The 26558-nt window shown below is 61.9% G+C and carries 25 protein-coding genes; 17 read left to right on the top strand and 8 right to left on the bottom strand.

From position 1 onward, the window contains the following. Positions 1-25 precede the first annotated feature (25 nt). From pstB to AC0T4W_RS21950, 4 genes are all read left to right on the top strand, one after another. Positions 26-859, top strand: a complete 834-nt coding sequence (pstB, locus tag AC0T4W_RS21935; RefSeq protein ID WP_476322835.1) for a phosphate ABC transporter ATP-binding protein PstB — start codon at positions 26-28, stop codon at positions 857-859. Between the two features lie 145 nt (positions 860-1004). Continuing rightward, the gene (gene phoU, locus AC0T4W_RS21940; RefSeq protein ID WP_476322837.1) at positions 1005-1736 is read left to right on the top strand and encodes a phosphate signaling complex protein PhoU; all 732 of its coding nucleotides are present in this window, start codon (positions 1005-1007) and stop codon (positions 1734-1736) included. A 136-nt stretch (positions 1737-1872) separates the two neighbouring features. Then, the gene (locus AC0T4W_RS21945; RefSeq protein WP_476322840.1) at positions 1873-2781 is read left to right on the top strand and encodes a response regulator; all 909 of its coding nucleotides are present in this window, start codon (positions 1873-1875) and stop codon (positions 2779-2781) included. Positions 2782-2904: 123 nt separating this feature from the next. Beyond that, entirely contained in the window at positions 2905-3801 is an 897-nt protein-coding gene (locus tag AC0T4W_RS21950) for a peptidoglycan DD-metalloendopeptidase family protein (RefSeq protein ID WP_476322843.1), read from the top strand. Between the two features lie 64 nt (positions 3802-3865). Here AC0T4W_RS21950 and AC0T4W_RS21955 read toward each other — a convergent pair whose 3' ends face one another. The 5 genes from AC0T4W_RS21955 to AC0T4W_RS21975 all read right to left on the bottom strand — a co-directional run bounded on the left by AC0T4W_RS21955 (position 3866) and on the right by AC0T4W_RS21975 (position 9021). Then, on the bottom strand, positions 3866-5206 hold the full coding sequence (locus tag AC0T4W_RS21955; protein ID WP_476322846.1) for a hemolysin family protein: 1341 nt from the start codon (positions 5204-5206) through the stop codon (positions 3866-3868). A 69-nt stretch (positions 5207-5275) separates the two neighbouring features. Then, positions 5276-6583, bottom strand: coding sequence for a phosphate regulon sensor histidine kinase PhoR (phoR, locus tag AC0T4W_RS21960; protein WP_476322849.1), 1308 nt, complete (start codon positions 6581-6583; stop codon positions 5276-5278). 56 nt (positions 6584-6639) lie between these two features. Further along, positions 6640-7329, bottom strand: coding sequence for a phosphate regulon transcriptional regulator PhoB (gene phoB, locus AC0T4W_RS21965; protein ID WP_476322852.1), 690 nt, complete (start codon positions 7327-7329; stop codon positions 6640-6642). A 91-nt stretch (positions 7330-7420) separates the two neighbouring features. Continuing rightward, positions 7421-8317: a 4-hydroxybenzoate octaprenyltransferase gene (gene ubiA / locus AC0T4W_RS21970; protein WP_476322855.1), complete on the bottom strand. Its 897-nt coding sequence runs from the start codon at positions 8315-8317 to the stop codon at positions 7421-7423. A 152-nt stretch (positions 8318-8469) separates the two neighbouring features. After that, a complete protein-coding gene (locus AC0T4W_RS21975) occupies positions 8470-9021 on the bottom strand; it encodes a chorismate--pyruvate lyase family protein (protein ID WP_476322858.1) in 552 nt (183 codons plus the stop codon). Between the two features lie 215 nt (positions 9022-9236). Between AC0T4W_RS21975 and AC0T4W_RS21980 the strand changes: the two genes are divergently transcribed. The 5 genes from AC0T4W_RS21980 to AC0T4W_RS22000 all read left to right on the top strand — a co-directional run bounded on the left by AC0T4W_RS21980 (position 9237) and on the right by AC0T4W_RS22000 (position 12421). Continuing rightward, a complete protein-coding gene (locus AC0T4W_RS21980; RefSeq protein ID WP_090250760.1) occupies positions 9237-9404 on the top strand; it encodes a rubredoxin in 168 nt (55 codons plus the stop codon). A 63-nt stretch (positions 9405-9467) separates the two neighbouring features. Continuing rightward, positions 9468-10616 carry an NAD(P)/FAD-dependent oxidoreductase gene (locus tag AC0T4W_RS21985; RefSeq protein ID WP_476322861.1) on the top strand — a complete coding sequence of 383 codons (1149 nt, stop codon included), beginning with the start codon at positions 9468-9470 and terminating at the stop codon, positions 10614-10616. 184 nt (positions 10617-10800) lie between these two features. After that, complete coding sequence (locus AC0T4W_RS21990) at positions 10801-11073, top strand: HU family DNA-binding protein (RefSeq protein WP_090250753.1); 273 nt, start codon at positions 10801-10803, stop codon at positions 11071-11073. 138 nt (positions 11074-11211) lie between these two features. Then, positions 11212-11604, top strand: coding sequence for a helicase (locus tag AC0T4W_RS21995; protein ID WP_476322864.1), 393 nt, complete (start codon positions 11212-11214; stop codon positions 11602-11604). Positions 11605-11683: 79 nt separating this feature from the next. Next, positions 11684-12421: a hypothetical protein gene (locus AC0T4W_RS22000; protein WP_476322866.1), complete on the top strand. Its 738-nt coding sequence runs from the start codon at positions 11684-11686 to the stop codon at positions 12419-12421. Between the two features lie 55 nt (positions 12422-12476). Here AC0T4W_RS22000 and AC0T4W_RS22005 read toward each other — a convergent pair whose 3' ends face one another. The 3 genes from AC0T4W_RS22005 to AC0T4W_RS22015 all read right to left on the bottom strand — a co-directional run bounded on the left by AC0T4W_RS22005 (position 12477) and on the right by AC0T4W_RS22015 (position 16984). After that, positions 12477-13883: an HDOD domain-containing protein gene (locus AC0T4W_RS22005; RefSeq protein ID WP_476322869.1), complete on the bottom strand. Its 1407-nt coding sequence runs from the start codon at positions 13881-13883 to the stop codon at positions 12477-12479. A gap of 90 nt (positions 13884-13973) precedes the next feature. Next, a complete protein-coding gene (gene recG / locus AC0T4W_RS22010) occupies positions 13974-16049 on the bottom strand; it encodes an ATP-dependent DNA helicase RecG (RefSeq protein ID WP_476322872.1) in 2076 nt (691 codons plus the stop codon). An 8-nt stretch (positions 16050-16057) separates the two neighbouring features. Continuing rightward, on the bottom strand, positions 16058-16984 hold the full coding sequence (locus tag AC0T4W_RS22015) for a hydrogen peroxide-inducible genes activator (RefSeq protein WP_476322875.1): 927 nt from the start codon (positions 16982-16984) through the stop codon (positions 16058-16060). A 268-nt stretch (positions 16985-17252) separates the two neighbouring features. Between AC0T4W_RS22015 and AC0T4W_RS22020 the strand changes: the two genes are divergently transcribed. The 8 genes from AC0T4W_RS22020 to nuoI all read left to right on the top strand — a co-directional run bounded on the left by AC0T4W_RS22020 (position 17253) and on the right by nuoI (position 26458). Beyond that, a complete protein-coding gene (locus AC0T4W_RS22020) occupies positions 17253-17666 on the top strand; it encodes an NADH-quinone oxidoreductase subunit A (RefSeq protein WP_090250607.1) in 414 nt (137 codons plus the stop codon). Between the two features lie 10 nt (positions 17667-17676). After that, positions 17677-18354 (top strand): NuoB/complex I 20 kDa subunit family protein, encoded by a 678-nt coding sequence (locus AC0T4W_RS22025; RefSeq protein ID WP_476322878.1) that lies wholly within the window; start codon positions 17677-17679, stop codon positions 18352-18354. Between the two features lie 84 nt (positions 18355-18438). Further along, positions 18439-20220 (top strand): NADH-quinone oxidoreductase subunit C/D, encoded by a 1782-nt coding sequence (nuoC, locus tag AC0T4W_RS22030; RefSeq protein WP_476322881.1) that lies wholly within the window; start codon positions 18439-18441, stop codon positions 20218-20220. A 1-nt stretch (position 20221) separates the two neighbouring features. Further along, positions 20222-20722, top strand: coding sequence for an NADH-quinone oxidoreductase subunit NuoE (gene nuoE, locus AC0T4W_RS22035; protein ID WP_476322884.1), 501 nt, complete (start codon positions 20222-20224; stop codon positions 20720-20722). A 5-nt stretch (positions 20723-20727) separates the two neighbouring features. Beyond that, positions 20728-22077, top strand: a complete 1350-nt coding sequence (gene nuoF, locus AC0T4W_RS22040) for an NADH-quinone oxidoreductase subunit NuoF (protein WP_476323837.1) — start codon at positions 20728-20730, stop codon at positions 22075-22077. A gap of 94 nt (positions 22078-22171) precedes the next feature. Next, positions 22172-24907, top strand: coding sequence for an NADH-quinone oxidoreductase subunit NuoG (gene nuoG / locus AC0T4W_RS22045; RefSeq protein ID WP_476322887.1), 2736 nt, complete (start codon positions 22172-22174; stop codon positions 24905-24907). After that, entirely contained in the window at positions 24904-25896 is a 993-nt protein-coding gene (gene nuoH / locus AC0T4W_RS22050) for an NADH-quinone oxidoreductase subunit NuoH (protein WP_476322889.1), read from the top strand. Before nuoG ends, nuoH begins: the two co-directional genes overlap by 4 nt. A gap of 13 nt (positions 25897-25909) precedes the next feature. After that, entirely contained in the window at positions 25910-26458 is a 549-nt protein-coding gene (gene nuoI, locus AC0T4W_RS22055; protein ID WP_090240728.1) for an NADH-quinone oxidoreductase subunit NuoI, read from the top strand. Positions 26459-26558: the final 100 nt, after the last annotated feature.

Here is a 26558-nt window from a genome sequence, read left to right on the forward strand (position 1 = left end):
AATTTGTTAGCGTAGGGAGCATCCCATGCAGCACGAAGCACATACACGCGGTATCGACATGGCGGCCCTTGGCCGCGACCGCCAGGGCCTGAATATGGCTAACGAGCGCGTGGCCATCGACGTGCCGGGTCTGAACCTGTACTACGGCGACAAGCAGGCGTTGTTCGACGTCAAGATGACTATTCCCAACCAGCGTGTGACGGCCTTTATCGGACCAAGCGGTTGCGGTAAGTCGACCCTGCTGCGCACCTTTAACCGAATGAATGATCTGGTCGATGGCTGCCGAGTGGAAGGTGAAATCAACCTCGACGGCACCAACATCTACCGCAAAGGCGAAGACGTGGCCGAGCTGCGTCGCCGTGTAGGTATGGTGTTTCAGAAGCCCAACCCCTTCCCCAAGAGCATCTACGAGAACGTGGTCTACGGCCTGCGCATCCAGGGAATCAACCAGAAGCGCGTGCTCGATGAAGCCGTGGAATGGGCACTGAAAAGCGCGGCGCTGTGGGATGAGGTCAAAGACCGCCTGCACGAGTCGGCGCTCGGCCTGTCTGGTGGTCAGCAGCAGCGTCTGGTGATCGCCCGTACCGTGGCGGTACAGCCCGAAGTGCTGCTGCTCGACGAACCGTGCTCGGCGCTGGACCCGATCTCCACGCTGAAAGTTGAAGAGCTGATCTACGAACTGAAATCCAAGTACACCATCGTCATCGTTACCCACAACATGCAGCAGGCGGCGCGGGTCTCGGATTACACGGCGTTTATGTACATGGGCAAACTGATCGAGTTCGGTGATACCGATACCCTGTTCACCAACCCGGCCAAGAAGCAGACCGAGGATTACATCACCGGCCGTTATGGCTGATGGCGATCAGCCCCCTCTCCTTCCGGGAGAGGGTTAGGGTGAGGGGGAGCATGCGCGTACGGTGCGGCCCTCACCCCCGGCCCCTCTCCCGCTTTTCATGAACGAAGGGGGAGAGGGGAGTCAAAACTCTGCTCAGGATTTTCACATGATCAACAAAGAAAACCTTACCCAGCATATCTCCCAGCAGTTCAACGTCGAGCTGGAGGAGGTGCGCAGCCACCTACTGGCCATGGGCGGCCTGGTCGAAAAGCAGGTCAACGACGCGGTCACCGCGCTGATCGACGCCGACTCCGGGCTGGCTCAGCAAGTGCGCGAGATCGATGACCAGATAAACCAGATGGAACGCAATATCGACGAAGAATGCGTGCGTATTCTCGCTCGTCGTCAGCCGGCGGCGTCTGACCTGCGGCTGATCATCAGCATCAGCAAGTCGGTGATCGACCTGGAGCGCATCGGCGACGAAGCCACCAAGATCGCCAAGCGCGCGATCCTGCTGTGTGAAGAGGGCGAAGCTCCGCGCGGCTACGTGGAAGTGCGGCATATCGGCGATCAGGTGCGCAAGATGGTGCAGGAAGCACTCGACGCCTTCGCCCGTTTTGATGCCGACTTGGCATTGTCGGTGGCCCAGTACGACAAAACCATCGACCGCGAGTACAAGAGTGCGTTGCGTGAGCTAGTGACCTTTATGATGGAAGACCCGCGTTCAATCTCGCGCGTGCTCAATATCATCTGGGCCCTGCGTTCGCTGGAGCGTATTGGTGACCACGCCCGTAACATCGCCGAGCTGGTGATTTACCTGGTACACGGTACTGACGTTAAGCACATGGGCCTCAAGCGCATGCAAGAAGAAGTGCAGGGCGCCAACAAGGGCAACTGAGCCTGGCTATTGCGGGCCGCGTTGACGCGCGGCGCGCAGGGCAAAAAATCAGCAGAGTGGGGTAATTCCTGTATTTCGGTTGGCCTTTGGCTGGCAGCCATGACTATGCTTAAGGCCATCAGAACAGGAGTGGCCGATGAGCAAAGTCAGCGTGCTGGTAGTGGACGACGCAACCTTTATCCGCGATTTGGTGAAAAAGGGACTGCGCGACCACTTTCCAGGTATCCAGATCGAGGAAGCCGTCAACGGGCGCAAAGCCCTGCAGATGCTGACGCGCCAGCCGGTTGACCTGATTCTCTGTGACTGGGAAATGCCGGAAATGTCCGGCCTGGAACTGCTCACTTGGTGCCGCGAACAAGAAGCCCTGAAGATCGTCCCATTTATCATGGTCACCAGCCGTGGTGACAAGGAAAACGTCGTACAGGCGATTCAGGCTGGCGTTTCCGACTTTATCGGCAAGCCCTTTTCCAGCGAACAGCTGATCACTAAGGTGAAAAAGGCCCTCAGCCGCGCCGGCAAATTGCAGGCGCTGATGTCCAGCGCACCGCCGAAAATGCTCAGCAGCGGTTCTTTTGCCAACGACTCGCTGTCCGCCCTGACCGGTGGCAAAGCCGATACGGCCAAGTCGGCTGCACCAGCCGTAACGGCTGCCGCCGCGTTTGCCGGTAAACCTGCCGCCAAAGCAGCGGCTACAAACGCGCCCAGCGGGCGGGGGCAGGGTCAGTTGCGCTTGCCGGGCGGCGCCACCATGTCCTGCGTGATCAAAGCGCTGAGCCTTAAGGAAGCACTGCTGGTGGTCAAGCGCACCGAGGTGCTGCCGCAGGTGCTGGAAAGCGCGGTGCTCGATCTGGAGCAGGGCGAGGCGGCGGAAACCGCACGGCTAAACGGCTACCTGCATGCCGTCGCGGCCTTCGAACCGAAACCGGACAGCGAGTGGCTGCAACTGACCTTTAGATTCGTCGACCGTGACCCGCAGAAGCTCGACTACATCTCCCGGCTGATCGCCCGGGGCACCGCGCAGAAGCACTTTAGCCCCGGCGCCTAAGCAACCCCAGCTCTGCCGGTGCATGCGAGATGGCTCACAACCCTGGCGCGTCGGTTCGCTTAGCGCGGGATCGGCTGCTAATCTCAAGGGTCCGGACACACAAATCATAAAATCTGAGTCGTTATGCTAGGGCGTCTGATACTTCTCTGCAGTTTGTTGACCCTTGCCGGCCAGGCAGCGGCGTTGACTATTTATAAGTACACCGATGCTAATGGTGTGGTCACCTATACCGACCAGGCCGCGCCCGGTGCACAGGTGTTCGTGTTTCGCGACCGCATGGTCGAGCGCCTGGACAACCAGGTAAAGCTGGAAACCAAGAAGCACGAAGCCGGTGAAACCCTGTTGGTACGCAACGACTTGTTTGCCCCGGTGCAGATCGAGCTACGCCTGGAAGCCACTGACAACGTCACGGGCGTTCCGGATAAGCCGATCAGCTGGGTGTTACCACCACGCAGCAATATCCGCCTGGCCACCCTGGCCCCGCGCGATGCCAGCAAACCCATGCGTTACACCCCCAAGCTACGCTACGCCATGGGTGATCCGCGCTTGCTGCCGACGCAGAAGAGCTACCCGCTGCCGTGGCGTGGCGGCCCGTTCCGCCTGACCCAGGGCGCCAACGGCCAGTACAGTCACTTCACTCCCAAAGGCCGTTACGCCATGGATATCGCCATGCCCGAAGGCACGCCGATTGTCGCGGCGCGCGGCGGTATTGTGGTGAGAACCGAGAATCGGCAGAGCGGTCGCGGCAACAACCCGTCCGGCAACTATGTGCGCATCCTGCATGACGACGGCACCATGGGCGTCTACTTGCACCTGATGAAGGGTTCGGTGGCGGTCAGCGAAGGTACTCGCGTGCGTGCCGGCAGCCTGCTTGCGCGCTCCGGCAATACCGGCAACAGCACCGGCCCGCACCTGCACTTCGTGGTGCAGCGCAACGTTGGCCTGGCGCTGGAATCGATTCCCTTCAACTTCGCCCAGCCGGTCAACAGCCTGCCCAACTTTGCGGTGGGTGGTGAATAGCCAGATCGGTACGGGATGATGGGTATCGCTCCACTCAACCCATCCTACAAGGTGGCGAGAATGCTCAATCCAACTTGAGCACCTTGGCCAGGACGATCTTAGGCCCCTTCATCTTCTTGACGATGATGCGCAGGCCGTCGACTTCCAGCACTTCCTCTTCCTCGGGCATGCGCTTGAGGGTTTCGTAGATCAGCCCGGCTAGGGTTTCCGCTTCAACGTGATCGAGGTCGACGCCGAGCAGGCGTTCGACCTTGGCCAGCGGCGTGTCGCCGCGTACCAGCAGCTTGCCCGGCTGGTAGGCGAGGATGCCGCGTTCGGCCTTGCGGTGTTCGTCCTGAATATCGCCGACTAGGGCTTCGAGCACGTCTTCCATGGTCAGGTAGCCGATCACCTTGCCGTCAGCCTCTTCGACCAGGGCGAAGTGCGAGCCGCCGGTGCGGAACTGCTCCAACAGAGTGGACAGTGGCATATGCCGGCCGACGCGCTCGATGGGGTGCATCAGCTCGGCCAGTTTCAACGCCGAGGGCAGCATCTCCAGCAGCGACAGGTGCAGCAGCAGGTCCTTGATATGCAGTACGCCGACATACTCGCCGCTGGTGTCGTCGTAAATCGGGTAGCGGCTGTACTTGTGCCGGCGGAACACGCTGAATACCTCGTCCAGTGCGGCCGCCAGCGGCAGCGACACCAGGTCCTCGCGGGAGTTGGCCCAGTCCACTACTTCCAGTTCACCCAGCTCCACGGCCGAGGCCAGTACGCGCATGTCCTGGTCGCTAGAGTCACTGGCGCGGCTGGAGTGGAGGATCAGTTTGAGTTCGTCGCGGCTGTAGTGGTGCTCATGGTGTGGCCCCGGTTCGCCCTGGCCAGCCACGCGCAGAATGGCGTTGGCACTGGCGTTGAGCAGGAAGATCGCCGGGTACATGGCCCAGTAGAACAGATACAGCGGCACGGCCGTCCATAGCGAGAGCAGCTCGGGTTTGCGAATGGCCCAAGACTTGGGCGCCAGCTCACCGACCACGATATGCAGGTAGGAAATGATCGCGAAGGCAGTGAAGAAGGCGATGCCATGTATCAGTTTCGGCGATTCGATGCCGATACCCGCCAGCAGCGGTTCGAGCAGGTGGGCAAAGGCCGGTTCGCCGACCCAGCCGAGGCCGAGCGATGCCAGGGTGATGCCCAGTTGGCAGGCAGACAGGTAGGCGTCCATCTGGTTGTGCACGGTGCGCAGGATATGCCCGCGCCAGCCATGCGCTTCGGCCAGGGCGTCGACCTTGGTGGCGCGTAGGCGAACGATGGCGAACTCGGCTGCTACGAAAAAGCCGTTAAGCAGCACCAGAAACAGGGCGAAGAGAACGAGGCCGAAATCGGCGAAATAGCTGGCTGCGGTGTAACTCGTGGAGGGGTCCATAGAGGGTTCGGGTAGTGAATGACCGCTAAAGGGTGGGGGCTGATCGCCGGCTTTGCAAGCAGGCCGCGATTACTGGCCGCGCCGTACCACCTGCAGCGTTGGGAAGTGGCAGGTGAAGGTGCTGCCCTTGCCCAGGTGGCTGGCAATATCCAGCCGCGCGCGGTGACGCAGCAGCACATGCTTGACGATGGCCAGGCCCAGGCCAGTACCGCCGGTATTGCTGGCGCGGCTGGAGTCGACCCGATAGAAGCGCTCGGTCAGGCGCGGCAGATGCTTGGCCTCGATGCCCAGGCCGCTATCCTGTACGGCCAGGTGCGCGCCCTGTTCATCGCACCACCAGCGAATGCGAATTTCACCTTCATCCGGGGTGTATTTCACAGCGTTGAACACCAGGTTGGAAAAGGCGCTGCGTAGCTCCGTCTCGCTACCCTTGAGCTTGAGGTGTGGGTCGGCTTCCAGGCTGATGCGGTGATGGCGCTCGCCAGACAACGCCAGGGCGTCGTTCTTGATGGAGAGCAGCAGCAAATCGACGGCCACCGGCTGGTTGTCCGAGGGGTAGTCGGTGGCTTCCAGCTTGGCCAGCAAGAGCAGGTCGTTGAGCAGGTTCTGCATGCGTCCGCCTTGCTGCTGCATCTGCTGCAGAGCACGCAGCCAGCGCGGATTAACGTCCTCGACGTTATCGAGCAGGGTTTCCAGATAGCCGGCGATTACCGTCAACGGTGTGCGCAGCTCGTGGGAGACGTTGGCGACGAAGTCTTTGCGCATCTGCTCTAGCTGGAACAACCGGGTGATGTCGCGCACCAGCATCAGGTGTTCGCGGTTGCCGTACTGGGTGATATGGAATTGCAGGCGTACGCGGCCGCTGACCGGTGAGGGCAGCTCCAGCGGCTCGTTGTAATTGTGGTTCTCGAAATATTCGATAAAGCGCGGGTCACGCACCAGGTTGGTGATCTGCTGACCGCTGTCCTGTGGGGTTTTCAGGCCCAGAAGTTTCTCGGCGGCGATGTTCCACCATTCCAGGTTGCCGTCGCGGTCGAGCATGATCACTGCATCTTTTAGCGCAGCGGTGGACTCTTGCACCCGATCAATCACCGCCTGCATGCGGCCACGAACTTTCTGGTCGCGGCGTTGCAGGTGATAGATGCTGTCGAATACTTCGCCCCACAGGCCGTAGCCATCGGGCGGCGCTTCGTCACTCTGGCGGGTGCGCAGCCATTTGTGCAGACGCAGCAGTTGCTGCAGGTGCCAGCCGAGGTAGCCGGCCAGGCCGATGAGCAGGGTCCAGGCGTATTCGCCGGTGATCAGCCCGAGCAGCAGGCAGACACTGACCAGTAGCAACAAGCGACGTATCAGGGAGCCGCGCCAGTCTTGATTCAATTGAAACTCATCCGCCAATCAATCCGTGTTTGCCGGGCATCATGCCGATGCGCGGCCTAGCTCTTGGTGGAGAAACGGTAACCCGTGCCACGCACGGTTTGCACCAGGTTTTCGTAAACTTCGCCTAGGGCTTTGCGTAGGCGGCGGATATGCACATCGACGGTGCGCTCTTCGACATACACATTGCCGCCCCACACCTGATCAAGCAGCTGGCCACGGGTGTAGGCGCGCTCCTGGTGAGTCATAAAGAACTGCAGCAGGCGGTACTCGGTGGGGCCCATCTCGGCGGGTTTACCGTCGATGGTGACGCGGTGGCTGACCGGGTCAAGCAGCAGGCCGCCGACTTCGATCGGCCCTTCGCTGTCGATCGGCCCGGCGCGGCGCAGCACGGCCTTCAGGCGCGCCACCAGTTCGCGCGGGGAGAACGGCTTGGTGATGTAGTCATCGGCGCCGACTTCCAGGCCCTGGATTTTGTTGTCCTCTTCGCCCTTGGCGGTCAGCATGATGATCGGGATATCGCCGGTCAGTTCATCGCGTTTGAGGCGGCGCGCCAGTTCGATGCCGCTGGTGCCGGGGAGCATCCAGTCGAGCAGGATCAGATCGGGTTTACGGTCGACGATGATGGCGTGCGCCTGCTGGGTATTCTCCGCTTCCAGGCACTCGTAGCCGGCCATTTCCAGGGCCACGGCGATCATTTCACGGATCGGTGCTTCGTCATCGACGATCAGGATGTTCTTGCCAACCATGGGTCAAGCCTCGGGTCATCTCGCTGTAATGGGCTGCATTAGATAACGGAATTATTGCAGCGATATGACAGGTGCGCGGCAAAGCTTCTTTCTAGCTACGCAAAGCGTAATCCAACACCAGGCCGATAAAGATCGCCAAGCCGGCCCAGTGGTTATGCAAAAAGGCATTGAGGCAGGCCATCGGCTTGCGGTTGCGCGTCTTGTGAAACTCCCAGGCAAAGCAACCAGCCGCCGCCAGCAGGCCGAGGTGGAAGTACAGGCCCAACTCGAAACGTGCCGCCGCCAGCAGCAGGCAGAGCAGCGCCAGGCCCTGGAGGATGACGATGATCAGGCGGTCGGCATCGCCAAACAGGATGGCGGTGGAGCGCACGCCGATCTTCAAGTCTTCGTCGCGGTCGGCCATGGCGTAGTAGGTGTCGTAGGCCACCGTCCACAGCAGGTTGGCGATATACAGCAGCCAGGCTTCCGGCGGCGGCATCTCTCCAGTCACAGCGCTGAAGGCCATCGGCATGCCCCAGGAAAACGCCGCGCCCAGCACCACCTGCGGGTAGAAGGTGTAGCGCTTCATAAAGGGGTAGCAGGCGGCCAGGGCCAGGCCGCCGAACGACAGCCAGATGGTGGTGGCGTTGGTAAACAGCACCAGCACAAAGCTTAGCGCCACCAGCACGGCGAACAGGATCAGCGCTTCACGCGGTTGGATCTTGCCACTGGCCAGCGGCCGGGCCTTGGTGCGCTTGACGTGGCCGTCGAAGTTGCGGTCGGCGTAGTCATTGATCACGCAGCCGGCGGCGCGCATCAGCAATACGCCAACCACGAAGATAAACAGGTTCTTCGCGCTCGGCACACCCTCGGCCGCCACCCACAAGGCCCACAGCGTTGGCCACAGCAGCAGGTAGATGCCGATGGGCTTGTCCAGGCGCATCAGCTGGATAAAGTCCCAGGCGCGCGGGTGCAGGCGATTGAGCGAATGCAGCAGGCGGGTATACATCGAGCGCGTCTCCATGCGAGTTGCGGCTGATTATACGGGGGAAGACGGCAGTTGTAGGATGGGTTGAGCGCAGCGATACCCATGCGGTGCAAGGTGCGGGTGGTGCGGGTGGTGCTGGTTTATTGATGGGTTACGCCTGCGGCTAACCCATCCTACGGTTCGATGGCGGCAGCGGCCCAGAATTCGGGGAGGAACACCTCGGCCACTAGCACCCCCAGCGTGCCACGACTAAAGCACGAGCGACGTGCCCACAGACGCTCGCTGCTGGCCTCCGCTGGCAGCCAGTTCGCTGGGTAGCGGCATACCTGCAACTCACCACGCTCAAAGGCGCGGTCGCTGAACAGCAGCTCACCCAGCGAGCGACTGCCCAGTTGCTCCAGTGCCAGGCCGGAGCCTTCCAGCGCACTGCGCGCCGCCACGCTACGGGCGAATACCCAGGGCTGGCCGTGGCCGCGCAAATACACCTCGCGCACCCAGCCCTGACTACCGTTGACCACGCCCAGCGCGCTGCATTCATCGCTGCGCAGGCGTTGCCAGCCTTCCTGCAGCGGGGTGACGCTAAAGCCAGCGGCCGACAACGCGGTCAGCCGCCGCGTCAGCGAATCCTCATTGAACAGCCAGTCGCGTACCGCAGCAGTGGGCGCAGGGTGCAGTTGGCTGGCGGTCAGCCAGCGCGGCGGATGGGCGAGGGCGGCGTGGGACACGAGCAGGTTTCACCGTAGGCAGAGGTGCGCGAGTCTAACATGGCCCTTGCGGCCAGACAGGTGACTCCGGCCGCGTCGATTGGCCGCTACGCCGGGCAAAACCCGACTTTGGTTGGCCGCGATGGCACGCTATTCATCGCCGCGCGGCTTGGCGCACCTGCACATATGCGGTAGCTTCCCCGGCGCAATAGCCGTGTGATCCGCCTGAGGTAGTTATGAAGAAGTGGCAATGTGTAGTCTGTGGACTGATTTACGACGAGAGCCAAGGCTGGCCTGATGACGGCATCGCCGCCGGCACGCTCTGGCAGGATGTCCCCGAAGACTGGCTCTGCCCCGACTGTGGCGTAGGCAAGCTGGACTTTGAAATGATCGAAATCGGTTGAGCTGCGCTCGTTTCGAAATTTATTACGGCCGCAGCAATGCGCGGTCTGTGTGAGGAATGCAGTATGAGTGCACCTGTCGTTATCATCGGCACCGGCCTGGCCGGCTACAACCTGGCCCGTGAATTTCGCAAGTTCGACAGCGAAACCCCGCTGCTGCTGATCACTGCCGACGACGGGCGCTCGTATTCCAAGCCAATGCTGTCCACCGGGTTTGCCAAGAACAAGGATGCCGATGGCCTGAGCATGGCTGAGCCGGGCGCCATGGCCGATCAACTTAAAGCCGAGATCCGCACCCGTACCCGTATCAGCGGCATCGACCCCGGCCACAAGCAGCTGTGGATCGGTGAAGAGGCTGTGCCCTACCGCGACCTGGTGCTAGCTGTGGGCGCCGAGGTGATTCGCGTGCCGGTGGAAGGCGATGCCGACGATGCAATCTTCTCGATCAACGACCTTGAAGACTACGCGCGCTTTCGCACGGCTGCTGCCGGCAAGCAGCGCGTCCTGCTGCTGGGCGCCGGGCTGATCGGCTGCGAGTTTGCTAATGATCTGAGCCTGGGCGGTTATCAGGTTGAGTTGGTCGCACCCTGTGAGCAGGTGATGCCAGGCCTGCTGCATCCAGCGGCTGCCGCAGCCGTGCAGGCGGGGCTGGAAGGTCTCGGCGCGCGTTTTCACCTGGGGCCGGTGCTAGCCAGCCTTAATCACCAGGGCGATGCACTGCAGGCGCACTTGTCCGGCGGCACGTTGATTGAGTGCGACCTGGTGCTGTCTGCCGTAGGTCTGCGCCCGCGTATCGACCTGGCGGCGGCGGCGGGCCTGGCGGTCAATCGTGGCGTGGTGGTTGACCGTCAGCTGCGCACCTCCCATGCCAATATCTACGCCCTTGGCGACTGCGCCGAGGTCGACGGGATCAACCTGCTCTACGTGATGCCGCTGATGACCAGCGCCCGTGCCCTGGCGCAAACCCTGGCCGGCAATCCAGCGGCGGTGAGCTACGGGCCGATGCCGGTGACGGTAAAAACCCCGGTCTGCCCGCTGGTGGTATCGCCGCCACCGCGCGGCTTGCAAGGTGAATGGAGCGTGGAGGGCAGCGGCGCCGACATCAAGGCGTTGTGCCATGACAGCAGCGGTGCGCTGCTCGGTTACGCCCTCACCGGTACGGCCGTGCAGGATAAATTGGCCTTGAATAAGCTGCTGCCTTCGCTTTTGGCCTGAATGACGGTCGTTCTGTCGGATATGCCACAAAATTGCCTGGTTTAACTGTCGGACAAGACTGGCGTAGGGCCGGATGGCATGCCATCCTCCTTCAGTCTGCCGCAGTCTAGAGCTGTTGTGGCGCCTTGGTATCTGCTCGCGCAGAGCAGCCCGGATACAACAACAAAAACCGAAAGAGGCATTTATGCGTAAACCGGAACTCGCCGCCGCCATCGCCGATAAGGCGGATCTGACTAAAGATCAGGCAAACCGTGTACTTAACGCGGTACTCGAAGAAATTACCAACGCACTGAACCGCAAGGACAGCGTCACTCTGGTGGGCTTCGGTACTTTCGTGCAACGCCACCGCGGTGCTCGCACCGGTAAAAACCCGCAAACCGGTGAGCCGGTAAAGATCAAGGCCAGCAACACCGTCGCCTTCAAACCGGGCAAGTCCCTGAAAGACGCGGTCAACTGAGTCTTCAGCCCGGAGTCCTCGGCTCCGGGTTGCTCCAGCCGGCCAGCCTGTGCACGCCCTTCTTTTCGCCGGATGTAGTCCCCGCCGCAACCCGCTACAATGCGCCGCCTTTTCCCTATCCTTAGCGAGGCCTCGCGCATGAAATTTCGTTTTCTTCTGTGGATGCTGGGTCGCCTGATGGCCAAGGCCAGCCGCGAAAACCCGGCATTCCAACAGCAACTGGTTGACCGCGATATGGTTTTCCAGCTGCACACCCTGGACGGCAAAGTTGCCCGTCACTTCATCGTTAAAGACCAGCGCATCAGCAGCAAGCGCGGCCCGGCTGCTGAGCCGGCGTTTGCCCTCGGCTTCAAAGATGCCGCCTACGGTTTCGCCACCATGAGTGCGAAGAACAAGCAGCTGGCATTTATGCAGGGCATTCAGAACAAGGACATCCAGATCCAGGGCAACCCGGCGCTGGTGATCTGGTTCCAGGGCCTGACCAAATACCTGATGCCGAAAAAGAAAGACGCCGCCAAAAAAGCTGCTTGATCCGCAGCGGTGCGCGCCAGGGCTGGCCTGCGCGCACCGCATTCGCTAGGCTGGGCATAGCCCTAGTGAGAGTTTGCCCATGCGTCTGCTGCTGAGTGTTCTGCTGTTCTCTACCTCCCTTGCCCATGCCTCCCCTCCCAAAGCCGAAGCCTTTGCGCCGTTATTCGAGCTGGCCGGCATTCGTTTGCTTTGCGAACAGAGCGCGCCGCTGGTGCAGCGCGGTTTGGGCGATAAACAGCAAGCGCAGTTGGCCAAGGTGTTTGCCGCCGACGGCCTGTGCCTGGACCTGGCCAAGAAGCTGACCAGCAAGCTCGATCACGCCCAGCTGGAGCAGGCCAAGAATCTGCTGGACAGTCCGCTGGCGCAGGGCTTTACCGCCGCCGAACGCTCGGTGGGTGAGGGTGGTGCAGAAGGCCTGGCAGCCTATCGTAAACAACTGGGCGAACGCCCGCCGCGTGAGGAGCGACTGGCCCTGGTGCGACGACTGGATGCCGCCGCACACACCACCGCCCTGGCCACCCTGTTGCGCTATGAGGTTGGCAAGACCCAGGCGTTTCTGGCCTTGCAGGGCCGTGGCGAGACCATAGACGAAAAGGCCCTGAGCACGCAGACCAAGGCCCAGGAAGACGCGTTGCGGGCTTCCAGTGCTGAAGCGGTGGAGTCCTTTATGCTGTACGCCTACCGGCAGATGCCCAGTGAGAAGCTGGCTGAATATGCGGCCTTGTATGAGCAGCCAGCCGTGGCGCAGTTGCTCGATGGTAGCGTGCAGGCGCTGCCGGAGCTGTTCGCCGCACGGCGCGCGCAGCTGAAGAAGTAATCATTCGACTGAAACGACAAAGGGGCCCGTAGGCCCCTTTATGTTTTCTGCAGCTTTAGTGTGCTGGGTGGAATTGCGCCGCCAGTTCGCGCAGCGCGATTTCAGCGGTGAGTACCTTGCTCACCGCCTCTTCGGCTTGTTCCCGGCTGATGCCGAGGTTGTCGAACAGGCTTTGTGGGATTTCGCTCTGTGGGCCGGCGCCGATACCACGGTTGCGCAACAGGCTGACCGACAGGCACACCAGGTTCGGGTAGGTGGCATGCGCGCCGCTGTACTCGGGGTCGTGTTGGAAGCGCAGGGCGCTGGCCAGTTCTTCCGGCATATCCCAGTAACGCATCAGCCAGGCGCCGATCTGCTCGCGGCTGATACCGAGCAAATGCTGCTCGATATAGCTGGAAGGCAGGTGCGGATTGACTTCCAGATGGCGGCAGATCAGCGAGAAATGCGGCGGAAACACATGCGCGAGCACTAGATAGCCGAAGTTGTGTAGCAAGCCGGCGAGGTAGGTCAGGCCGGCTTCCGGGCGCTGGGCGCGGGGGATGGCGCGGGTCAGGCCCTCGATCACCGCAGCGCTGTAGATCGCCTGTTGCCAGTACGGCGTGGCCTGTTGTGGATGGTCCTTTGGCAGGCTCAGGGTTTTGCCCAGAGCCAGGCCGAGGGCCAGGTTGATCACCAGATCAAAACCCAGCACGCGGACGATGGCGTCTTCTACCGAGCGGATCTTGCCGGGTGCTGCGTAGTAGGGCGAGGCCGCCCAGCTGACCACCTGGGCGGCCAGCGCTGGGTCGGTTTCGACCACGCCGGTGATGTCATCCACCGTGGCCTCCGGGTCGACGCGCAGCTTGATGATCTTCTGCGCGGTTTCGGGCAGCGGCGGAATCTCGATGGTTTCTTCTAGGCGTTGCTGGATGCGCCGCGCGGTAAAGGTTTGTACCGCCAGGGTGATTTCGGCGCGGTCATCGTCCGGGCGGTCGAGGTTCAGGCGGATATTGCTCAGGGGTTCGCCGAAACGTGCGGCGCTGGCTTTGCTCAGCAGGGTTTTGAAGGCCTCGGTGTTCAGCTTCAATAGCACGCCGCGCTGGCCGGACTCGATATACAGACTCGGCACCTGCAGCAGGCGCTCGTCATACAGGCATGGCGAGCTGGTCAGCGGCGGCAGGCCGGGCAGTACTTTCAGGCTGTGCTTGCCGAGCATGCGCTCCAGGCGCTCTGGTTTGACCGCCGTCAGCTGGCGGCCGGTCAGTTCGGTCAGGCGATTGAGATCGAGCAACTGGCTCTGCGGATAGAGCACCAGCAGCGCGCCCACGGCGTCATCCAGCAATACCGCCTGTAGACGCTGTGCGACCGGCAGACCGGGCACATCACGGCAGATTTGGTAGGGCAGGCCGAGCTTCTCCAGCAATTGCAGAATCACCGCTGGCGGCTGCGGGGCGGTGTCGGTAGCTAGGGCAAGTTCAGTCATGGCGGTATCCAGCAGAAGTAGCATTACCCCGAGTATAAACAGCGGGATGAGTAAAATGCGGCGCAGGCGACGGTTGTCCTGTGTGCAGGTTCACACTTGCCCGTATTGTTGGCCATGCCGCAGCCAGCGTTCAAGTAGCGGGCTGACATGCTGCGGCCAGTGCTCCAGCAGTGCCTGCGCGGCGTCGCGTACGGCGGGTAGTAGGTCGGCATCGCGCATCAGGTCAGCGACCTTGAACTGCAGCAGGCCAGTCTGGCGGGTGCCCAGCATCTCGCCAGGGCCGCGCAACTCCAGGTCTTTTTCGGCAATCACGAAACCATCACAGGTCTCGCGCATGATCCCCAGGCGCTCGCGGCCCAGCTGCGACAGCGGTGGGTGATAAAGCAGCAGGCAATGGCTGGCGGCGCTGCCCCGGCCGACCCGCCCGCGCAGCTGGTGCAACTGGGCCAGGCCCAGGCGCTCCGGGTTCTCGATGATCATGAGGCTGGCGTTGGGCACGTCGACGCCGACTTCGATCACCGTGGTGGCCACCAGCAGCTGCAGCTGACCCTGTTTGAACTGGTCCATCACCGCGGCCTTTTCTGCCGGCTTCATGCGTCCGTGAATCAGGCCGACATTCAGCCCGCCGAGCGCTGCGGTCAGGTCGACGAAGGTGGTTTCGGCGGCCTGGCAGGTCAGCTCTTCGGATTCTTCGATCAGCGTGCACACCCAGTAGGCCTGGCGCCCTTCGTTGCAGGCCAGGCGCACCCGCTCGACCACTTCCAAGCGGCGGCTGTCGGCGATCACCAGGGTGTTTACCGGGGTACGGCCCGGCGGCAGTTCGTCGAGGATTGAGGTATCGAGGTCGGCGTAGGCGCTCATCGCCAGGGTTCGTGGGATTGGCGTCGCTGTCATGATCAGTTGGTGCGGGCACATACGCCCGCCGATGCCTTTCTGCCGCAGAGCCAGGCGTTGCTGCACGCCGAAGCGGTGCTGCTCATCGATAATTACCAGCGCGAGCTTCTGAAACTGTACTTCATCCTGAAACAGCGCGTGGGTGCCGACCACCATCGGAGCGCCGCCAGCGATCTGCTCTAGGGCGCTGACGCGGGCCTTGCCCTTGAGCTTGCCGGCCAGCCAGGCGACTTCAATGCCCAGCGGTGCGAGCCATTTGCTGAAGTTGATAAAGTGCTGCTCGGCAAGAATTTCGGTCGGCGCCATCAGCGCCACCTGATAACCGGCTTCCAGCGCCTGCAGCGCGGCAAAGGCAGCGACCACGGTCTTACCAGCGCCCACATCGCCCTGTACCAGGCGCAGCATCGGCTCGCTCTGGCTGAGGTCGTAGGCGATTTCCGCGCCGACCCGCTGCTGCGCGCCAGTGGGGGTAAAGCCCAGGTTGGCCAGGTACTGCTGCGGCAGGCTTTTCGCCAGGGGCAGCGCCGGTGCTTGCTGCGCACGAACGCTCTCGCGCAGGCGTTGCAGCGATAGCTGATGGGTCAGCAGCTCCTCGAAAGCCAGGCGGTGCTGCGCCCAGTGGCGACCTTCGGCGAGTTCTTCCAGGTCGGCATCCGGAGGCGGCCGGTGCAGATAGCGAATCGCTTGATCGAGCGGGCTGAGCTGGTAATCGTCGGCCAGTTCGCGTGGCAGCCAGTCCGGCAGGCTATGCGGACCGAGGCGCGCCAGGGCCTGTTCGCTGAGTTGGCGCAGGCGCTGCTGGGTCAGGCCTTCGGTGGTCGGGTAGATTGGCGTCAGGGTCTGCTCCACGGCAATCGGTTCGCTGCCGGACAGCGCGCGGTATTCCGGGTGGTAGATCTCCAGACCCGAAGAGCCGGGCCGCACCTCACCGTAGCAGCGCACCTGGGTGCCGCGCTTGAGGCCTTCTTTCTGCGCGTTACTGAAGTGATAGAAGCGCAAGGAGAGGGTGCCGCTGCCGTCCTGTAGGCGTACCAGCAGACTGCGGCGGCGACCCATGACCACATCGGCGCCGGCAACGATGCCTTCCACCACCGCATCCTGACCGGGGCGCAGCGCGCCAATCGGCACGATGCGGGTGCGGTCCTGATAACGCAGCGGCAGGTGGAACAGCACATCCTGCAGGGTTTCCAAGCCGACCTTGGCGAGCTTTTCGGCCAGGGCCGCACCCACGCCTTTCAGCGCGGTGACAGAAACCGCAGCCAGTTCGGTCATGGCCTGTGTTAGCGGCTCTTGGGCAGTGGCTTGGCCACCGAGCACAGGCGGATCGAGTCGGTCAGCACTTCGATGGCGTTCGGCCGTGGGAAGCTGGCGCGCCAGGCAATGGCCACGGTGCGGAACGGCGCTGGCGCGCTGAGTGGGCGCACTTCGATCACGCCGGGGGCGTAGTGGTGGCTGTCGACGGCGGAGAACGGCAGGATCGACACGCCAAGGCCCGAAGCAACCATATGGCGGATGGTTTCCAGTGAACTGGATTCCACCGTGGTGTGTTTGGCGCTGTCTTCGCCGCCCTTGCGCAGGGTTGGGCAGGCTTCCAGCACCTGATCGCGGAAGCAGTGGCCTTCGCCGAGCAGCAACAGACTCTTGTCATTGAGCAGCTTGCTGTCGATGGTTTTCATAGCGGCCCAGGGGTGGCCGGCGGGTAGCAGGGCGTAGAAGGGCTCGTCGTACAGCGGCTTGGTCAGCACATCGGCTTCATGGAACGGCAGGGCGATGATGATCGCGTCCAGCTCGCCATTGCGCAGCTTGTCGCGCAGCACGTGGGTGAAGTTTTCTTCGATATACAGCGGCATTTGCGGCGCGACGCGGTGCAGTTGCGGAATCAAATGGGGAAACAGGTAGGGGCCGACGGTGTAGATCGCGCCGATCTTCAGCGGCGCGGCCATCTGGTTCTTGCCGGCCTGGGCCAGCTCACGGATGCCCTGGGCCTGTTCCAGCACCTTCTGCGCCTGGGTAACGATGCCTTCACCGACCGGAGTTAGGCGCACTGCGCTTTTGCTGCGTTCGAAGATCAGCACGCCCAGCTCATCTTCGAGTTTCTTCACCCCCACCGACAGCGTCGGCTGGCTGACATGACAGCGCTCGGCGGCGCGGCCGAAGTGCTGTTCCTGAGCGAGGGTGACTATGTAGCGCAGTTCGGTGAGGGTCATAGTCTTTATCCATTGAGATGCAGCCAAGCATAGCGGCTGTATTCAATGGAACCAACTGCTGATGCGGTTCAGCCCCCGTGCTTGATGTGTTGAACGGGGTTTGGCGATTGGCTACGCATTTATGTCGCTTTGTGAACATAAAATAATTAGTTACTAATTTGTAGCGCGCATAGAATTGCGACCATACTTTGCGGGCGACCCAGCTTGGGGGTCGCGCTCGCCACCATAAAATTATACAAGCCGTTCCTTTTACCCAAGGAGTACCGGCATGCCTGATGCGGTAACGACCATGTCCCATAACTGGGCTTTTGCTGTGTTTTTGCTCGGTGTTTTCGGGCTTATCGGCTTTATGCTTGGCCTGTCCAGCTTGCTGGGTAGCAAAGCCTGGGGCCGCAGCAAGAACGAACCTTTTGAGTCCGGCATGTTGCCCGTCGGCAGCGCGCGCTTGCGCCTGTCAGCCAAATTCTATCTGGTCGCGATGCTCTTCGTGATCTTCGACGTTGAAGCCCTCTTTCTCTTCGCTTGGGCCGTTTCAGTGCGCGAAAGCGGCTGGGCGGGGCTAATCGAAGCTACAGTCTTTATAGCAATTCTGTTGGCAGGTCTTGTCTACCTATGGCGGATCGGGGCGCTCGATTGGGCACCCCAGGGCCGTCGTGAGCGGCAGGCGAAGCTAAAACAATGAGGCTTTGGCGATGCACTACAAACTTACTCGGATTGATCCGGATGCGCCTAACGAGCGCTATCCGGTCGGCGAGCGGGAGACTGTTTCCGACCCGCTGCTAGATGATCAAGTCCACAAGAACATCTACATGGGCAAGCTTGCCGATGTACTCAATGGCGCAGTGAACTGGGGGCGCAAGAACTCCCTGTGGCCGTATAACTTCGGCCTGTCCTGCTGCTATGTGGAAATGACCACCGCCTTTACCGCGCCGCATGACGTGGCACGGTTTGGTGCGGAAGTTATCCGGGCCTCCCCGCGTCAAGCAGACTTTATGGTCATCGCCGGCACCTGCTTTATCAAAATGGCTCCGGTCATCCAGCGCCTGTACGAGCAGATGCTGGAACCCAAGTGGGTGATCTCGATGGGCTCTTGCGCCAATTCCGGCGGCATGTATGACATCTATTCCGTGGTCCAGGGGGTCGACAAGTTCCTGCCGGTCGACGTCTATATTCCCGGTTGCCCACCGCGTCCCGAGGCCTTTCTGCAGGGCTTGATGCTGCTGCAGGAGTCCATCGGTCAGGAGCGTCGGCCGTTGTCCTGGGTCGTCGGTGATCAGGGGGTTTACCGTGCCGAGATGCCGTCGCAGAAAGAGCAGCGACGCGCTGAACGCATCGCCGTAACCAATCTGCGCAGCCCCGACGACGTGTAAGCCTGGGCACGACCCCGCCCGCCTACTGACGCCGATGATCGATAGGCCCGATAGGCCTGATAGCGACCGATAGCGACCGAGACCATGACTGCAGACAGCATTCTGTCCATACCGCCGTACAAGGCAGACGACCACGATGTGGTCGTCGAACTGAATTCCCGTTTTGGCGCTGATGCCTTTACTGCACAGAGCACCCGTACCGGTATGCCGGTGTTGTGGGTGGCCCGCGAGCGGCTGGTCGAGATCCTGACCTTCCTGCGCAACCTGCCTCGCCCCTACGTCATGCTGTACGACCTGCACGGCGTCGATGAGCGCCTGCGCACCCAGCGCCGTGGGCTGCCGGGTGCGGACTTTACTGTGTTCTATCACCTGATGTCGCTGGAGCGGAACAGCGACATTATGCTCAAGGTCGCCCTGAGCGAGCGCGACCTTAATGTGCCCAGCGTCACCAGCATCTGGCCCAATGCCAACTGGTATGAGCGCGAAGTCTGGGACCTCTACGGCATCCACTTCAGCGGCCACCCGCACCTGACGCGGATCATGATGCCGCCGACTTGGGAAGGTCACCCGCTGCGCAAGGACTACCCGGCGCGTGCCACCGAGTTTGACCCGTTCAGCCTGACCTTGGCCAAGCAGCAGCTGGAAGAGGAAGCCGCGCGCTTCAAGCCGGAAGACTGGGGCATGAAGCGTGGCAGCGAGCACGAGGACTATATGTTCCTCAACCTTGGCCCCAACCACCCCTCGGCCCACGGTGCGTTCCGCATCATCCTGCAACTCGACGGCGAAGAGATCGTCGATTGCGTACCGGAAATCGGCTACCACCACCGTGGTGCCGAGAAGATGGCTGAACGCCAAAGCTGGCACAGCTTTATTCCCTACACCGACCGCATCGACTACCTCGGCGGGGTGATGAACAACCTGCCGTACGTGCTGGCCGTGGAGAAACTTGCGGGCATCACCGTGCCGCAGCGGGTCGATGTGATTCGCATCATGCTGGCCGAGTTCTTCCGCATCACCAGCCACTTGCTGTTCCTCGGTACTTATATTCAGGACGTCGGCGCGATGACCCCGGTGTTTTTTACCTTCACCGACCGTCAGCGCGCCTACAAGGTGATCGAGGCCATCACCGGTTTCCGCCTGCACCCGGCCTGGTACCGCATCGGTGGCGTGGCCCACGACCTGCCGCGTGGCTGGGATCGTCTGGTTAAAGAATTCGTTGACTGGCTGCCCAAGCGCCTCGACGAATATGAGAAAGCCGCGCTGAAGAACAGCATCCTCAAGGCGCGGACCATTGGTGTGGCGCAGTACAACACCAAGGAAGCGCTGGAGTGGGGCACTACCGGCGCCGGCTTGCGCGCTACGGGCTGCGACTTCGACCTGCGCAAGGCGCGGCCGTATTCCGGTTACGAGAACTTCGAGTTCGAAGTGCCGCTGGCCGCCAATGGCGATGCCTACGACCGCTGCATCGTGCGCGTGGAGGAGATGCGCCAGAGCATCAAGATCATCGACCAGTGCCTGCGCAATATGCCGGAAGGCCCGTACAAGGCCGATCACCCGCTGACCACGCCGCCGCCGAAAGAGCGCACGTTGCAGCACATCGAAACCCTGATCACGCACTTCTTGCAGGTCTCGTGGGGTCCGGTGATGCCGGCCAACGAATCTTTCCAGATGATCGAGGCGACCAAGGGCATCAACAGCTACTACCTGACCAGCGACGGCAGCACCATGAGCTACCGCACGCGCATCCGTACGCCGAGCTTCCCGCACCTGCAGCAGATCCCTTCGGTGATTCGCGGCAGCATGGTCGCCGACCTGATTGCGTACCTGGGCAGTATCGACTTCGTTATGGCTGACGTGGACCGCTGATATGAGCCAGACAACCCTGATTCAAACCGACCGTTTTGCTCTGAGCGAAGCCGAACAGGCGGCCATCGAGCACGAGATGCACCACTACGAAGACCCGCGCGCGGCGTCGATCGAAGCGCTGAAAATCGTGCAGAAGGTCCGTGGCTGGGTGCCGGATGGCGCCGCCGATGCCATCGGCGAAATCCTCGGTATTCCGGCTAGCGACGTCGAAGGCGTGGCCACCTTCTATAGTCAGATTTTCCGTCAGCCGGTGGGCCGTCACATCATCCGCGTGTGCGACAGCATGACCTGCTATGTCGGTGGTCATGAGTCGGTCGTTGCCGAGATGCACAAACAGCTAGGTATCGGCCTCGGCGAGACCACCCACGATAGCCGCTTTACCCTGCTGCCGGTGTGCTGCCTGGGTAACTGCGACAAGGCGCCGGCGCTGATGATCGACGACGACACCTTTGGCGACGTGCAACCTGATGGCGTCGCCAAACTGCTGGAGGCCTATCAATGAGTAGTATGCAAACGCTGGCCTCCATCGGCCCGGCCAATAAGATCGCCCGCAGCGAGGAAAGCCATCCGCTGACCTGGCGCCTGCGTGACGACGCCCAGCCGGTGTGGCTGGAGGAATACCAGCAGAAGAATGGCTACACCGCCGCGCGCATGGCGCTGAGCGAAATGGCCCAGGCCGACATCGTGCAAACGGTGAAGGACTCCGGCCTCAAAGGCCGTGGCGGTGCTGGCTTCCCTACCGGGGTGAAGTGGGGCCTGATGCCCGCCGACGAGTCGATGAACATCCGCTACCTGCTGTGCAACGCCGATGAGATGGAGCCGAACACCTGGAAGGACCGCATGCTGATGGAGCAGCTGCCGCACCTGCTGGTGGAAGGCATGCTGATTTCCGCGCGGGCGCTCAAGGCCTATCGCGGTTACATCTTCCTGCGCGGCGAATACGTCGATGCTGCGACCAATCTCAATCGCGCCATTGAGGAAGCCAAAGCCGCCGGCCTGCTGGGCAAGAACATCCTCGGCAGTGGTTTCGACTTTGAGCTGTTCGTGCACACCGGCGCTGGGCGCTATATCTGCGGTGAAGAAACCGCGCTGATCAACTCCCTCGAAGGCCGTCGCGCCAACCCGCGCGCCAAGCCGCCGTTCCCTGCTGCTGTTGGCGTGTGGGGCAAGCCGACTTGCGTGAATAACGTCGAGACTCTGTGCAACGTGCCAGCCATCGTCGGTAATGGCGTGGACTGGTACAAGAGCCTGGCCCGCCCGGAGAGTGAAGACCACGGCACCAAGCTGATGGGCTTCTCCGGCAAGGTGAAGAGCCCCGGCTTGTGGGAGCTGCCCTTCGGCGTAAGCGCCCGCGAGCTGTTCGAGGACTACGCCGGCGGCATGCGCGATGGCTATACCCTCAAGTGCTGGCAACCCGGCGGTGCCGGCACCGGCTTCCTGCTGCCCGAGCACCTTGATGCGCTGATGTATGCCGGCGGTATCGGCAAGGTCGGTACGCGCATGGGCACCGGCCTGGCACTGGCGGTGGACGACAGCATCAGCATGGTTTCGCTGTTGCGCAATATGGAAGAGTTCTTCGCCCGCGAATCCTGTGGCTGGTGTACCCCGTGCCGCGATGGCCTACCCTGGAGCGTGAAGATTCTCCGCGCCCTGGAGCGCAAGCAAGGCACGCAGCAGGACATCGACACGCTGCTCGGTCTGGTCAATTTCCTTGGCCCCGGCAAAACCTTCTGCGCCCATGCACCGGGTGCGGTTGAACCGTTGGGCAGTGCGATCAAGTATTTCCGTTCGGAGTTTGAGGCTGGCATCGCCAGCTCGGCGTCTCCGGCGACGACGGGGCAATTCGTCCCCGCGTAAAAATGGCGCTCTGGCGGCCACTGACCTGGCCCCGCAGCACACCGTGATTCCATTAGCCAAGCCCGCTTCGGTGGGCAAAGAAGAAACCTGAACCATGGCCACTATCCACGTAGACGGCAAAGATTTCGAAGTCGATGGGGCGGACAACCTACTGCAGGCCTGCCTGTCCCTCGGTCTCGATATCCCTTACTTCTGCTGGCACCCGGCGCTCGGTAGCGTCGGCGCCTGCCGCCAGTGCGCGGTCAAGCAATACACCGATGAAAACGACACGCGCGGGCGCATCGTCATGTCGTGCATGACGCCGGCCACCGACAACACCTGGATCAGCATCGACGATGAAGAGTCCAAGGCGTTCCGCGCCAGCGTCGTCGAGTGGCTGATGACCAACCACCCGCACGACTGCCCGGTGTGCGAGGAGGGCGGCCATTGCCACCTGCAGGACATGACGGTGATGACTGGCCACAACCAGCGCCGTTATCGCTTCACCAAACGCACCCACCAGAATCAGCAGCTCGGCCCGTTTATCTCTCATGAGATGAACCGCTGCATCGCCTGCTACCGCTGTGTGCGTTACTACAAGGATTACGCAGGCGGCACCGATCTGGGTGTGTATGGCGCGCACGACAACGTGTACTTCGGCCGGGTCGAAGACGGCGTGCTGGAAAGCGAGTTCTCCGGCAACCTGGTCGAGGTCTGCCCGACTGGTGTATTCACCGACAAGACCCACTCCGAGCGCTACAACCGCAAGTGGGACATGCAGTTTGCCCCGAGCATCTGCCACGGTTGCGCCAGCGGCTGCAACACCAGCCCCGGCGAGCGCTACGGCGAACTGCGGCGCATCGAAAACCGCTTCAATGGCGATGTAAACCAGTACTTCCTCTGCGACCGTGGCCGCTTCGGTTACGGCTACGTCAACCGCACTGATCGTCCACGCCAACCGCTGCTGCTGAATAAAGAGGGTGGCGAAAAGCTCGGCATCGACGCCGCGCTGGACAAGGCCGCCGAGCTGCTCAAGGGCAAGCGCGTAATCGGCATCGGCTCGCCGCGCGCCAGCCTGGAAAGCAACTTCGCCCTGCGTGAGCTGGTCGGCGAGGCCAATTTCTACTCCGGTATCGCTGCGGGTGAGCTGGACAATATCCGCCTGATCCGCGACATCCTTCAAAATGGCCCGCTGCCGGTGCCGACCCTGCGTGAAGTTGAGCTGCACGACGCGGTGTTTATCCTCGGTGAAGACCTGACCCAGACCGCCGCACGTATGGCCCTGGCCCTGCGTCAGACGGTCAAGGGCAAAGCGACTGAAATCGCTGCGTCGATGAAAATTCAGGACTGGCACATGGCCGCCGTGCAAAACGTCGCTCAGGACGCGCTGCATCCGCTGTTTATCGCCAGCGTCACCGCCACCCGCCTGGATGACATCGCCGAAGCCTGCGTGCACGCGGCCCCAACCGACCTGGCGCGTATCGGTTTCGCCGTAGCCCACGCCATCGACCCGAGCGCACCGGCGGTTAACGGTCTGGATGCGGATGTTGGCGAGTTGGTGCAGCTGATTGCCGATGCGCTGTTAGAAGCCAAGCGTCCGCTGATTGTTGCGGGTGCTTCTCTGGGCGAAAAGAGCCTGATCGAAGCAGCTGCCAATATCGCCAGCGCGCTGAAGAATCGTGAAAAGAACGCCTCCATCAGCCTGGTGGTGCCGGAAGCCAACAGCATGGGCCTGGCGCTGCTTTTGGGTGAAGAGTGCGCAGGGAAGTCCGTCGATGATGCGCTGCAGGCGCTGACGTCCGGCCAGGCCGATGCCGTGATCGTGCTGGAAAATGACCTGTACCGCCGCGCTGATGCGGTCCAGGTTGATGCCGCATTGGCGGCTGCGCAGGTGGTGATCGTCGCCGACCATCAGCACACCGCCACCAGTGAAAAAGCCCACCTGCTGCTGCCTGTGGCCAGCTTCGCCGAAGGCGATGGCACTCTGGTCAGCTTTGAAGGCCGTGCTCAGCGCTTCTTCCAGGTGTTCGAGCCGAGCTACTACGACGCCAACATCCTGATTCGCGAAGGCTGGCGCTGGCTGCATGCCCTGCACAGCACCCTGCAAAGCAAGCCGCTCGACTGGACCCAGCTGGATGCGGTGACCGCTGCCGTTGCTGCCAGCAACAGCTTGCTGGCGCGTATCGGTGAAGCGGCGCCCAACGCCACCTTCCGCATCAAGGGCCTCAAGCTGGCCCGCGAACCGCACCGCTACAGCGGTCGCACCGCCATGCGCGCCAATATCAGCGTGCACGAGCCGCGTCAGCCGCAGGACCAAGACTCGGCCTTTGCCTTCTCCATGGAAGGCTATTCCGGCAGTAAGGAAGACCGTCAGCAGATTCCCTTCGCCTGGTCGCCAGGTTGGAACTCGCCGCAGGCCTGGAACAAGTTTCAAGACGAAGTCGGCGGCCATCTGCGCGCTGGCGATCCGGGTGTACGTCTGCTGGAAGCCAAAGGCACAGTGCTGCCGTGGTTTAGCGTACCGGCCGCCTTTAACCCGGCGCCGGGCACCTTGCAGGCCGTGGCGCTGCATCACCTGTTCGGCAGTGAGGAAACCTCCGCCGGCGCCGCGCCGCTGCAAGAGCGCATTCCCGCACCTTACGCGCTGTTGGCCAAGGCCGAAGCGGATCGGCTGGGCGTGAATGACGGCGCGCTGCTGAGTCTGACAGTGGCGGGGCAGACCCTGCGTCTGCCGCTGCAGATCACCGAAGAGTTGGCCATCGGCGTGGTCGGTTTGCCCGTCGGCTTGGCGGGTATGCCGGCGCTGGTCGCAGGTCGCGTGGTCACCCGCATTGAGGAGGCCGCGCAATGAGTTGGCTGACCCCCGAAGTGCTGGACGTGCTGATCGCCGTGCTCAAGGCCATCGTGATTCTGCTGGTAGTGGTGGTTTGTGGCGCGCTGCTGAGCTTTGTCGAGCGGCGCCTGCTGGGCTGGTGGCAGGACCGCTACGGCCCCAATCGGGTCGGGCCGTTCGGCATGTTTCAGATCGCGGCCGACATGATCAAGATGTTCTTCAAGGAGGACTGGACGCCGCCGTTCGCCGACAAATTTATCTTTATCCTCGCGCCGATGATTGCCTTCTCGGCCATGCTGATGGCCTTCGCGATTATCCCGATCACCCCGACCTGGGGCGTGGCGGACCTGAACATCGGCATCCTGTTTTTCTTCGCCATGGCGGGTTTGTCGGTGTACGCGGTGCTATTCGCCGGCTGGGCCAGTAACAACAAGTTCGCCCTGCTCGGTGCGCTGCGCGCTTCGGCGCAAACGGTGTCCTACGAGGTGTTTCTGGCGCTAGCGCTGATGGGCGTGGTGGCCCAGGTCGGTTCGTTCAACATGCGCGACATCGTTGATTACCAGGCCGAGAACATGTGGTTCATCATTCCGCAGTTCCTCGGCTTCTGTACCTTCTTTATTGCCGCCGTGGCCGTGACTCACCGTCACCCCTTCGACCAGCCCGAGGCTGAGCAGGAGTTGGCCGACGGTTACCACATCGAATATGCCGGGATGAAATGGGGCATGTTCTTCGTCGGTGAATATGTCGCCATCGTCACGGTGTCGGCGTTGCTGGTCACGCTGTTCTTCGGCGGCTGGCACGGCCCGTTTGGCATCCTGCCGCAGATTCCGTTCTTCTGGTTCGCCCTGAAAACCTGCTTCTTCATCATGATCTTCATTCTGTTGCGCGCCTCGATTCCGCGCCCACGGTATGACCAGGTTATGGCCTTCAGCTGGAAGTTCTGCCTGCCGCTGACCCTGATCAACCTGCTGGTGACCGGCGCACTTGTGCTGGCCGCGGCCCAGTAAGGAGAACTACAGAATGTTCAAATACATATGGGATGTGCTGGTCGGTACCGGCACCCAACTGCGCAGCATGGCCATGGTGTTCAGCCATGGCTTTCGCAAGCGCGACACCCTGCAGTACCCGGAAGAGGCGGTGTACCTGCCGCCACGCTATCGCGGCCGCATCGTGCTGACCCGCGACCCCGACGGCGAAGAGCGCTGCGTGGCCTGCAACCTCTGCGCGGTGGCCTGCCCGGTGGGCTGCATCTCGCTGCAGAAGGCCGAGACGCCGGATGGCCGCTGGTATCCGGATTTCTTCCGCATCAACTTCTCGCGCTGCATCTTCTGCGGCCTGTGCGAAGAGGCCTGTCCGACCACGGCGATCCAGCTCACCCCGGATTTCGAGATGGGCGAGTTCAAGCGCCAGGACCTGGTGTACGAGAAGGAAGACCTGCTGATCAGCGGCCCGGGCAAGAACCCGGACTACAACTTCTACCGCGTCGCCGGTATGGCCATTGCCGGCAAGCCGAAAGGCGCCGCGCAAAACGAAGCCGAACCTATCAACGTCAAAGGCCTGCTGCCCTAAGGAGCCCGTTTAATGCCTGCTGCGCTTGCTGATACTGCGTTGAAAACAGACTCGGAATGCTCATGTACAAAAGTACACTCCGCTTCCTCGCCTGTTTTCG

This window comes from Pseudomonas sp. C7.1 (assembly GCF_056312395.1).